8 protein-coding genes are annotated in these 11059 nt (G+C 40.5%); 5 read left to right on the top strand and 3 right to left on the bottom strand.

All coding sequences use genetic code 11. The features are described 5' to 3' along the window. Window positions 1–139 precede the first annotated feature (139 nt). Entirely contained in the window at window positions 140–283 is a 144-nt protein-coding gene (locus H6G92_RS36750; RefSeq protein ID WP_242059484.1) for a CHAT domain-containing protein, read from the top strand. On the opposite strand, the gene H6G92_RS36755 is transcribed toward H6G92_RS36750, so the two are convergent. Further along, window positions 241–1224 carry a tetratricopeptide repeat protein gene (locus H6G92_RS36755; protein WP_190901541.1) on the bottom strand — a complete coding sequence of 328 codons (984 nt, stop codon included), beginning with the start codon at window positions 1222–1224 and terminating at the stop codon, window positions 241–243. The two genes, H6G92_RS36750 and H6G92_RS36755, sit on opposite strands and share 43 nt — an antisense overlap. 128 nt (window positions 1225–1352) lie before the next feature. Beyond that, complete coding sequence (locus H6G92_RS36760; protein ID WP_190901542.1) at window positions 1353–3218, bottom strand: protein kinase domain-containing protein; 1866 nt, start codon at window positions 3216–3218, stop codon at window positions 1353–1355. A 574-nt stretch (window positions 3219–3792) separates the two neighbouring features. Here H6G92_RS36760 and H6G92_RS36765 point away from each other — a divergent pair. From H6G92_RS36765 to H6G92_RS36780, 4 genes are all read left to right on the top strand, one after another. Next, window positions 3793–5301: an NACHT domain-containing protein gene (locus tag H6G92_RS36765; protein WP_190901543.1), complete on the top strand. Its 1509-nt coding sequence runs from the start codon at window positions 3793–3795 to the stop codon at window positions 5299–5301. 13 nt (window positions 5302–5314) lie between these two features. Further along, a complete protein-coding gene (locus H6G92_RS36770; RefSeq protein WP_190901544.1) occupies window positions 5315–5617 on the top strand; it encodes a fertility inhibition FinO-like protein in 303 nt (100 codons plus the stop codon). 586 nt (window positions 5618–6203) lie between these two features. Further along, window positions 6204–6380: a hypothetical protein gene (locus tag H6G92_RS36775; RefSeq protein WP_190901545.1), complete on the top strand. Its 177-nt coding sequence runs from the start codon at window positions 6204–6206 to the stop codon at window positions 6378–6380. Beyond that, window positions 6377–9916, top strand: a complete 3540-nt coding sequence (locus H6G92_RS36780; protein WP_190901547.1) for a DUF3854 domain-containing protein — start codon at window positions 6377–6379, stop codon at window positions 9914–9916. Before H6G92_RS36775 ends, H6G92_RS36780 begins: the two co-directional genes overlap by 4 nt. Before the next feature lie 175 nt (window positions 9917–10091). Here the strand turns inward: H6G92_RS36780 and H6G92_RS36785 are convergent, their stop codons facing one another. Then, complete coding sequence (locus H6G92_RS36785) at window positions 10092–10739, bottom strand: tyrosine-type recombinase/integrase (protein ID WP_190901548.1); 648 nt, start codon at window positions 10737–10739, stop codon at window positions 10092–10094. Between the last annotated feature and the right edge of the window lie 320 nt (window positions 10740–11059).

The raw sequence follows: 11059 nt of genomic DNA on the forward strand, positions 1-11059 counted from the left end.
TAAGCTAATTCACATTTTTAAAAATACTTGATTTATTTTATTTATCATTCCATCAATTTTTACAATTATCTATGTCATTTTGGAATCTCCCTTAGTTTTTATTAGTAAATAAGATGCGTTTGCCCTGACTGCTTTACTTATGGAACAATTTTACAAAAATTTGAAAAATGGTGTTCCCAAAGCAGAAGCATTGCGTCAAGCGCAATTAAATTTAATATCAGACTCTAGATACAGCCACCCTTATTTTTGGGCAGGATTTATTCTTGTTGGCGGATGGTTGTAAAATTCTACTAAATTTAGCCCTTGCTGCACTTTAGCTAATTCATCTAAGTTTCTACTACGTTTTGCTAATCCATCTGCCACATTATAATTACGAAGCGCTTCATTCGGCAACCATGCTTCTAAATATCGATCTGCTAATACTCTATAGAGGGTAGGATTTTGACTTCCTGCTGCTACTCGTGCTTCTAACGCCTCAATCGCTTCATTCAAAAGATTTCTAGACATATATATAGCATGTAGATCGAAAATGGCTGCTTCGTCTGGAGGTAAGTTTAATTCATTGATATGCTGGACTCTTTGTTTAATTTCATTTTGCTCTTTCTCTGGCAAGACAATAATTACTAACGGTTCGGAACTTGCTAGAGATTTATCCTTGTTTGCAATTACAGTGAATTTATACGTATTACCAAGTTTTAACTCTTTTTGTTCCTTGGGGTAAGGCAGGGTAGTAACAGTTTTATCTACTGTTTTCTCCCAATAAAATTCGTAGCCACTCACAATTACTGTATAGCTAATAGCATTAGAAACCGCATACCAAGATATTTTAGGCCGACTACTCAACATGGAACTGCCATAGGGACTAATTAATGTTGGTATATCCTGATCCTCATGCGGACTCTTAGTATTATTGCAACTGCTAGGGTTCAGTCCTGTGCATAGCTTTGCTTTTTTCTGAGGCAATGAACATTCGTCAGAGGCATCGAAAATCTTACTCTGCTTGAAATCTAAAAGTTTTCCGTTTAAATAACACAAAGCACTGACTGTGCGTCCATTAACTGGGTTAATACGATCTCCTGGGCACAGTTGACTACCTGCTGCCAAAAAACGATCTCCTGCATTAACAACTCGACCATTCGCCTTACACTCACGACTCCTTATTGATTTAAGTTGGCGACCCCATGCACTGCTCAAACCCAAAAAAAGGATTATTGATACAATCATTGAAATTCGGGAAATGTAGATTATTTTTCCTACTTTGTCTATTCGCCTATCTGCCATTAACATTAAAACTGTTGTGCTAGTACTTGCATGTTAATAGCATACAGGAAGTTTAGGTATCAAATAAAGTGTCATTCTTCCCTTTGACGAATAGGATCTTTTAACCTGATTCTTTCTAATACTTGCGACCGCCAACCGAAAACCTCTGGCTCTCTAGACTCAGTTAGCAAACAAATTTCCCAAGAAATCCAGGCATAATCAACATCACCTAGAGCTTCTTGCACCTGCGCTAACAAGCAATGGGTAGATGTTCTGTGTATATCTAATTCTTTGGCTTTTTCCAGATATTTTTTTGCTTGGCTATATTCCTTTTGCTCAAAGAGCGCCCAACCTAAATTTTTATACAAAACAGCCCGTAATTCAGGCTCTTTAGCTTTTTGTAAACCTTGTTGCGCTAAAGCGATTGCTGCACTATAATCACCTTTTATAATTTTCAATCTCGATAAATTATTGATGGGCAGAATGGCTTGGCTACTAGTTTTTATAGATAACTGATACTGTTTTTCAGCTAAATCATCTTTTCCTTGCTCATCATAAAATGTCCCTAGTCCGTAATGCCCTTGCCAATTATTAGGATCTAGCTCAATTGCCTTTACATAGTTATCAGTTACGCATTTAAATTGCTGTAATTGTTGGCAAACTACAGCCAAATTAGTATAGATTTCCGAATTTTGATTATTATATTTAATTGCTAATTTGTAGTATTTTTTAGCTAGATCGAGGTTACTAGTACTACCACGCCCCTTCTCAAAATAAAATTCTGAAACGTCAGGCTTAAGTTGAGGATTAATTTTAATAGCCCAGTCAAAAGCCTCTTGCGCTCCCTGAGAATTATTTGCTGCTTCTAACTTTCGTCCTTGAGTTACTAAGTAGTTACTTAACAAGGGTATAGACAGAATAATACCCCCAATAATTATTAAACCCCTGAATGCAACCTTGCTATATTTAACTATTTTAGAATTAGCTAATTTATAATTTTTAATTTGCTGAGGCAGATTTTTTAACCTCTGCAAAATCACTTGAGTACTTTGTGGACGTTGCCCTGGTAAAGGATCTGTTAATTCATCAATAAAATCAGCAAAAGGTTTGTCAATCTGCGGTGCTTTGTTTCTCCAGATTAATCTTCCTGTTTTTTTGTCTGTAGGTAAATCAATTAGTTGAATTGCAGTAAGTAGATGGATAAAAGTGCGACCTAAAGCATAAAAATCTGATTGCGGTACTGCCTGTCCATCCATTTGTTCTGGTGGAGAATAACGAGGTGTACCAACAGATGTAATTTCATACTTTCCTCCTCTAGTTGTGCTATCTCCTCCACTTCCACTTATTTTAGCTAGGTAAGTGCTAGTCACTCTTCGTACCACACCGAAATCCACTAATGCTAATTGATCATTTGACTGGAGAATTATATTAGAAGGCTTAATATCTCTGTGAAAAAAATTAGCCTGGTGTACTGCGACAAGAATTTCAACTAATTGTTTTACCCATTCTAATGCTTGAGATTGCGAAATACACCCGTTAGACTCTATCCATTGCTCTAAATTCTGCCCCTCAATTTTATCCATAACCAAGCAATGCAAGGTTAAAGAACTATTGTTAGGAACAAAAGTAAAAAAGTCATCTAAGGTACTTTTGGGAATATTTGGATGATGGATTAGCCGTAAACTCAGAGATTCCCGCTCCATTAACTCAACCAGCTTCGGTGAGTTCATTTTCAGAACTTTCATAACTCGCTGTCTGCGGTCAGGATTCCATTGAGTACCAGCGTCGTCCACTTCAAAAACTTCAGTATAGCTGAATGGGTTTTCACTCAGCGCTCTCAATGGCTTAATTAATCGGATGCGGTCATTAATCAGTAGCGAAGTACCACAAAAAAGACATTTTTCAATGTCATTAGGATTTTGACGTTGCTCACATAAGGGATTAATACAATAACTCACATTCGTAGGAGGATAGCCAGATATAAACTACCTACCCTAAATCTAGTCCTTCTTCCTATCAGCGATAATATAACTAAAGATTTAAAATTTTGAGTAGTCATTTTCGGTACATAAATGTATTTGTAACTCAGCTTAGACGCAATTTTTATCCAAAGCTGAGTAAATTACTAGGTGCAACCGTAACATATTGTATTACATACAGGGACTTTTCATAGGTTCATGCTCAAAAATAAAGAACAACTAGCAAAGTTGTTAATATTTGTGTATCAGTGGCAGACTAACAGCAGTATTTAAAGTAATCAGTTAATTTGAGAAATGCTACTGTAATTTAGCAATAGCAGTAGTTTTATAAACTACTCCCTTCAGGTGTACGTAAGTAGTGATTCTAATCTATCTTTTGTCCCCTTTGCATAATTAGTGACTTGAGTTATCATTTATTTGAAACAAACAGCTATTAAATAGAGAAGTCAAGTATTGTTACTGAGTTTGATACAACACTTTCTTTGTAGCATACACACTTAATTTAGAAAGAGCATGTGTGATTACTGGCTCGAATAACAGAAAGAGTATAACTATGGATTCTAATGCTGTCCAGCCATTTAAACCGCCGGTCCCTTCTCCCCTTGCTTCAAATAAACAAGAGCTTTTAGGGCAAAAATACTCTTCAGTAGTAGTAACTTTTGATGAAGCTTTAGTCGTGGTCAATGATCTGGTACTTGCCAAAAGAGGTAGATATTTATCTCAACCAGAGATCCTTATTATGAGAGGAGCGTGGCATAACCGTGAGTTTGTAGAAATAGCAGAAAATTCAGACTACAGCGTTAATTACTTACAACGAGGTGTAGCTACTCGGTTATGGGATATACTCACGAAAACAATTGGAAATGGCAAGCAGGTTAGTAAAAAAAATGTACGAAATTTTTTAGAGCAAGTTGCACAGGAGCATTATCCTCAACCTGCGCCTGCTGAGAAAAAAAACTCTTCTGTTAAGAATGTGATACACATTCTAGGAGGTAAGCCTCCTAATATATCAAATTTTTATGGACGCACAAGAGAACTATCTTACTTAAAAGAATTAATAACAAAGCAACGTTGCGTATCGTTAGTAGGAGTGGCAGGTATTGGTAAAACTGCATTAGCTGCAAAGCTAATACAAGAGATTAGTGTAGAATCTAAACCTAAATTTGATAGCATAATTTGGAAATCGGTTGCTCATGGGCCACTTCTTCAAGACTTGGTAGCCGAACTACTAGAATTAATCCCACCTTTAGAGCCTACTCTAGACTCACCTAAATTTACTCAAACAATGATTTCAGCGTTGCTCAAGCAGATGCAATTGCGCCGATGTTTATTGGTATTAGATGAATCTGATTCTTTGTTTGAAACAAAGAATTTGGAGCAACAGTTAGAGTACAAACTATTTTTCCGCCGATTAATAGAGGAAATGGATGAAACCTGCTTGCTCTTAACTAATCGAGTGTTCCCTGATGACTTGGAAGACCTTATAATAGCAGGACGTTCTATTCAACATTTGAAAATCAAAGGTTTAGACACTGACGCTGCAATGCAACTCCTCTTTGATCAAGGATTGAATGATCCAGAAAAATGCAATGAATTGATTAAAACTTATTACGGAAATCCTTTAGAATTAAAAACAGTTGTCACTCGAATTCACCATTTCTTTGGCGGTAGTACTAAAAAGTTTTTTGAAAATAAAACTACGCTTTTTAGTAGCCAATTTCAAGCAATGCTTGATAAAGCGTTTGCTTATTTGTTAAATGAAAATCAACGACAAATCATGATTTATGTAGCACAAGAATTGGCTTTAGACTCCAAACCAGTTCTTTTCACTAGTCTATTAAATGGATTGAATCAGAAAGAAGGAATATCATTGTCAACATCAGATTTAATTACAGCATTAGAAGGGTTGGAAAAACAGTCTTTAATCGAAACTATTAAAGATCCCGCTTCTGAAGAAATCAGTTTTACTCTTCAACCTATAGTGAAAAAATATATTAGAAAAAACACCCCAGGACTGGTACATACATCTAATACTGCTGAAGCACTAGCAATCGCATCATAAAAAAGAGGTATTCATGATTGTAGGAAAACTAGAGATAGCAATTAAAATCAACCAACTTCCTCAAGCCAAGACTGTAGATAACGGTTGGCAGCAGTTTGATATTTGTGATAGACGTATCATTTCAGTTACAGTCCAACCCGAAGTTCGGAAAAAGCTAACTGATGCCCAAGCTAGTTATCCACAGTGGGTAGGTGCGATCACTGGTAAACTCGGTCAAGAAACAGAAAACAGGTTCGCGCTAGAAGAACCTAACATACAAGTTTTCGGGCGCAAGCCTAAACCAGAGGCAATAGCTACGGCTGGTGCTGCTGCTTAAGCATGGGTAATTCCACCCTACACAGAGGTGCTACAGACCCTCGATTACCCCTAAAGTAATCCTTAGCAAATATGGAGGCCGCAAGTAAAAATCAAAACAATGCTAGATACCAGATGGACAGAAGTTCTGTAAGATCAAAACGAACAAGAAATGGAGGGAGATATACAATAGCACCAAAAATTTAAAGGACAAAATGCCACTAAGGAGTTGGCGCTTTGTCCAAAGAGCAAAAAACTGAATAATTTCAGAGCGGGGTTATCTCAAAGCAACCAAAGTAGTGGTCTTTAAAGTTTGGCGACTTGTTTCCACTGAATGGTCAGATGAGATAAAATTTGCGCTGCTTCTCGTATTATACGAGAAGTCACACGAAACGCCTAGTTTTGTGTGGCACTTTTGGCTGTCAAAATTCATATTTTTGTGTAAAGTTAAGTTTTGTTAAGAAAATTTTCCAAATTTTGTAGTTAAAAGCAGTAGCAGCGCGAATAACAGTTAGCAGTTGGGAGTAGACCTTTATTTGATAACTGTTGGCTGATAACTGATGCAACCCTCTCTGAAGCTTGTAAACCGAGTTATCAGGGAAAATATCGTGAAAAACAGAGAACGCCCCAAGAGCGCAGTGTTAGAGCGTATGGGGTCGAGTGCAGCTTTCGCATGGCAATTTTGTGCTGTGACGAAGGGAAATTTTCGGAATATCCAGGCTAGAGCAAGAGTTTTGCAGCTTGAAAGAGTTCTCTCTAAGGAATTCCGAGGGGAGAACCGATGAATTCAGCGACAATTGAATACCCAAACAACCTCACGGCTGCGGAATACCATGAGTTGTTAGCTGCTAGCGCTATTCATCCGGCGTTGATTAAGCGCAACTTTTTCCATATTGAGGGAGAATCAGTTTATGATTTCCTATTCATATCTGATAAACTGCCACGCAAGAATGCGGGTCGGGTAACAGATGGATACATCAAAATGTATCAGCACCTATTACTAGGTGGGACGTGGATTCAGTCACTTGACCCGTTTAAAAAGTGGCAACCGATGGAGTGGGGGCGGATCAAGCCGAACTTTCCTCGCATTGATTGGCAAAAAGGGAAACCCGTCAAATACGAGTCACCCCCCAAAACCCCCAACCGTGTTACCTACTTCGATGTCGCTAACCCCATTTGGGACAAAGTTGCAAAGCGTTATTTAATTAAGCGCTATCATTCACTTTTAGCGCTGCGCTTGCTGGATCAACTCAATCCACTAATATTTTGGGAATGGATAAAGCAGCATCCAGAGATTCCGATTATCTTATGCGAGGGTGAGAAGAAAGCCGCTTGCTTGCTTAGTTTAGGGTTTGTAGCGATCGCACTTCCGGGAATTTGGAACGGGCGAGTCGGAAGACGGGATTTTGATGAACGGTTGCATCCTGACTTAGTACCAATGGCTCAGGCGGGACGCAAGTTCATTATTTTATTCGACTACGAAACTTCTTCTAAAACCAGGTGGTCGGTGTTTCAAGCCACTGTTCGCACTGCAAAAGCAATCTTAGCTGCTGGTTCTGAATGTGAAGTTGCATTACTGCCGGGGCCAGAAAAAGGCGTTGATGATTTTGTAGTTGGTCGAGGTGTTGATGCCAATGCCCTGCTAACTGCAATTATAGATGATGCCAAATCACTTGCCGATTACCAGCGCTCGTATCGGGCTAAGAAATGGGGACTTAGCAAATACAAACCAGATGTCACTATTAATATCAAGTATCTCTCTGAGGCTTTGTGCATTCCTGAACTTGAAGAAAAATGCAATTTGCCTGAGCTTTATGAGCTTGAAAAGGAACAACTTTTCACGCCATCTATAAAAGGACATCAAAGAAACAAGGAGTCTACGGATTTTGGCGGAGTTGATTCAGACAAATCGAAGAAATCCCCTACTTTCAATTTTCCGAAAACCGGACTGGTCGTACTCTGGAGCGACATGGGTACTGGTAAAACTGAACTCATGCGCTGGTGGCGTGACCAAAATCCTAACACACGGTTCCTCAACAATGGACATCGGGTTAACTTGTTGAAAAATCTTGCCGAACGCTTGCAAACAGCCATGTACTCCGACTTGGGTTACACAGGTTTAGCTCAGGCTCAAGCCCTCTCCATTACTATTGACAGCTTGCATAAGCTGAATACTCAGTCTCTCACCTACGGCTGCATATTTATAGATGAAGCTTGCCAATACCTCACCCACCTACTGCACAGTAATACTTGCAAACAACACCGTGCAGCAATCCTAGAAGTCCTGGAATATATAGTATACAACGCGCCGTTAGTGGTGATTGCCGATGCACACATGGATGATTTAACGGTAAACTTCTTTCTTGCAATGCGACCAAAAGGTGAAGTACCTTACATCATTAAAAACGAGTGGCGAAACGGTTCACGCACAATTTATTGGTACGAGGGGGATAATTCTAGTGCCCTAGTCGCCCAAATCTCGGCAGCGCTGATGCTTGGTGAGAAAGTCATGGTTGCAAGTGACAGTAAGCGTTTCATCAAAAAACTCGACAAATCCTTTACAATCAACTACGAAGAATCTAGTAGTTCGCCAAGTTCACTTGGCGGGGAAAAGGGGAAAGGGGAAGGGGAAAAGGAAGAATTAACAGATTCCTCCACCCTTTCCCCCTTACCCCTTACCCCTTGCCCAGCCCGTAGGGCTTCATGGCGTATCTGGTCGGTTCACTCTGACAATTCTGGCAGTGATGAGAATGTCGCTTTCATCAAAGATATCACCAACGCCGTCAAAAACTTTGATGCCTTGTTCACCTCTCCCAGTCTCGGTACTGGTGTTGATATTTCTGAGTATCATTTTGACTTAGTGTTCGGTGTGTTTCACGGCGTTTCCCAAACTGCTACCGAATGTGCCCAACAGCTTTACCGTTATCGTCCAAAAGTCCCGTTTCATATTTGGGTGGCCCCGCGTCCTCCCTTTGGTTACAAGGATACTAATGCTACTAAGATTAAAGAGCGCTTGCTCCAAACCAATGAAATGACAGCTTTTCTGTTGCGGATTGACCGTCAAACAGGCAAGCGGGGAGCGGAGAAAGATTGGGCGCTTGAGGCTTACTGCCAAATTATGGCTAACCGCCACTATTCTCTCAATAATCTGCGTGATGATTTGCGATCGCTTCTCACAGAAATGGGTAATACATTTATATATGTAGGAAGTGATTCAGATCCTCAATCTCTTGAAAGTCTAAAAGCAGCAGCACAAGCTTTGGATCGTGCCCACAATTCGGCTGTTGCCAAGGCTAACAATATTACTTTGAGCAAGTACCGCGCCCGTCAGAGCAAAGATTACCTTGACCCTAATGAAATTTTTGAATGTGAAAAATTCCGCATTTCTGATTCTTACGGCATCGAAGTAACCGAATCACTCGTAGAAATGGATAAAGGTGGCCGCTTAATTAGAGCAATTGCTGGACTTGAGGCCATTTTAGCCGCACCCGAAGAATCGTTTACTGACCCCAAAACTGGGCAAACTTATCCTACCCCACCAACAATTGTCACCCAAAAAGACCGCGCCGAACGGGACAATTTACCTTTGTGTATCGACTGGGGGAATTACTCGGCTCGATGGTTGGCTAGATTTAACCTGGGGCTGCATCAGATTCTTAAACGTTTAGTGAAGGGTGATGAAGTTACCGCCTCGGATACTCAATTAGTTAATATGACAGCGATCGCTATACATTGTGCTGCTCACGTTAAAGCAATTCTTGGGTTTACTATTCCCAGTGATTGTAAACCTATTTGGTTGCTAGGCACTCTTATAGAACAGCTGGGTCTAAAGTTGACCTTCCGTAAGCAGGGTAAGCGCGGTCAACAGGTGAAACTTTTTTCTTTATCTAAAGAGGAATTAGAATTTGCAATGCATGTAATTGCTCATCGCGTGGAAAAGCGTAATCAAAAAGAAAATCGAAACTATTATGCTGCTCAAACCCCTGCTGCGTATAATGTAAACCCCAATCAGCAGGACGTATCCACACCCCCCCTTGATGCTATAGGGAACTCCCATTGCCAAGGGGAGGATACTACCGAATTTGAGTCGCCTCTGACCGATCGCACTACCTTACTCCATTGTGTGGAAATGCTACGCTCTGGTATCAAGCAGGGGGTGGAGGCGATTAAGGGCATTCTTAAGCGATGGGTTGAGGATTTACGCTGGGATACGGTGCTGGAACTTGAAGCGATCGCAGCGAGTGAATTGCGACTTGTCGAGGCAGCAGTACCGGAATTTTACGCCTTGTTGAATGAAGAAGTGTTGCCAATGGAGGGATAAAGCCTACGCCGCGACTGAGCTACGTAAACCTAGAGCAATCTGTGCCTCATTTTTATCAGTGGCTATCGCTTGAAGTGTTGCCGATGGAATTGTAAATGGCTTTTTGGGAAAATCCTTATAGCCTTTATTCACTCTCAGCCCTGTCTAGATCAACTAAGATGCATTTCCTGATCTATCACTCCGTTGATAACTTCGTGTTATCCGCATTTTGCATGTCTTGATTGTTGCTGCTCATTGATGGCGGTGATAGCATCGACAACGCCGCGATCGCACCCCGGACTTGGGATGGTTCCACCTCCAAATAATTTTGCAGTTGCTCTAAGCTGCGATGTCCACTGATTTCTTGGATGACTCTCAGAGGGATTTGGGCATTGCTCATGAAAGTGAGTGCGGTTCTCCGGCAACTGTGTGTGCTTGCTCCTTCGATGTCCGCACGTTCGCAAGCTTGTCGGAAGATTAGGCTTGCATATTCTGAGTGCAAGTGACCTCGCCCCCATCGACCAGGAAACAAAAAACCGTCACGGGAGTTTGTCGGTTTGTAAGTAGCTAAGAAATTCCTTAGTTCTGACAAAATCGGAATGCTGCGGGTAGCTAACTTTCCCTTTGTATTCCCTTTACGGATGATCAGCTCTGCTCTGATCCGTCCCTTGCTGTTATAAACATCTTTAATTTTTAGGGTAACTGCTTCATTGACGCGGCAACCCGTATACAGCATCACGCCTATTAGGGTTCTGTCTCGCTCTGTGGTTAACCCCGAAGTAAACAGACGCTGGATTTCTTCCGGCGTTAGGACTTTTGCCTTCCCGTGACGGTCAATTTTCACCTCAGATGCACACTCCGCGATAGTTAATTATTATCGCCGATGCTCCCGTCCCAAGATTTATTTTGATGTAAAGTTTAAGCTCTGTCCAATTTTGTGAGAAATCCGGGGTATCTAATTGATGGGGCAAGTTGTTTAATTCTCCCCTAATTCTCCCCTTTTGATTTTTAAACTTATAAAACTGATTACACTTGACCTAACAAAGGATAACTCTATGAGGTTTGTTACCTTAATAGATTCTGTACTGATTGTTGCTTGTATTACTCTGATGCCCGGTGTTGCTGATGCTCAAACAGATACTACCATCAGCAGTAAACGAATAG

The organism is Nostoc foliaceum FACHB-393 (assembly GCF_014698505.1).
Lineage (GTDB): Bacteria > Cyanobacteriota > Cyanobacteriia > Cyanobacteriales > Nostocaceae > Nostoc > Nostoc foliaceum_A.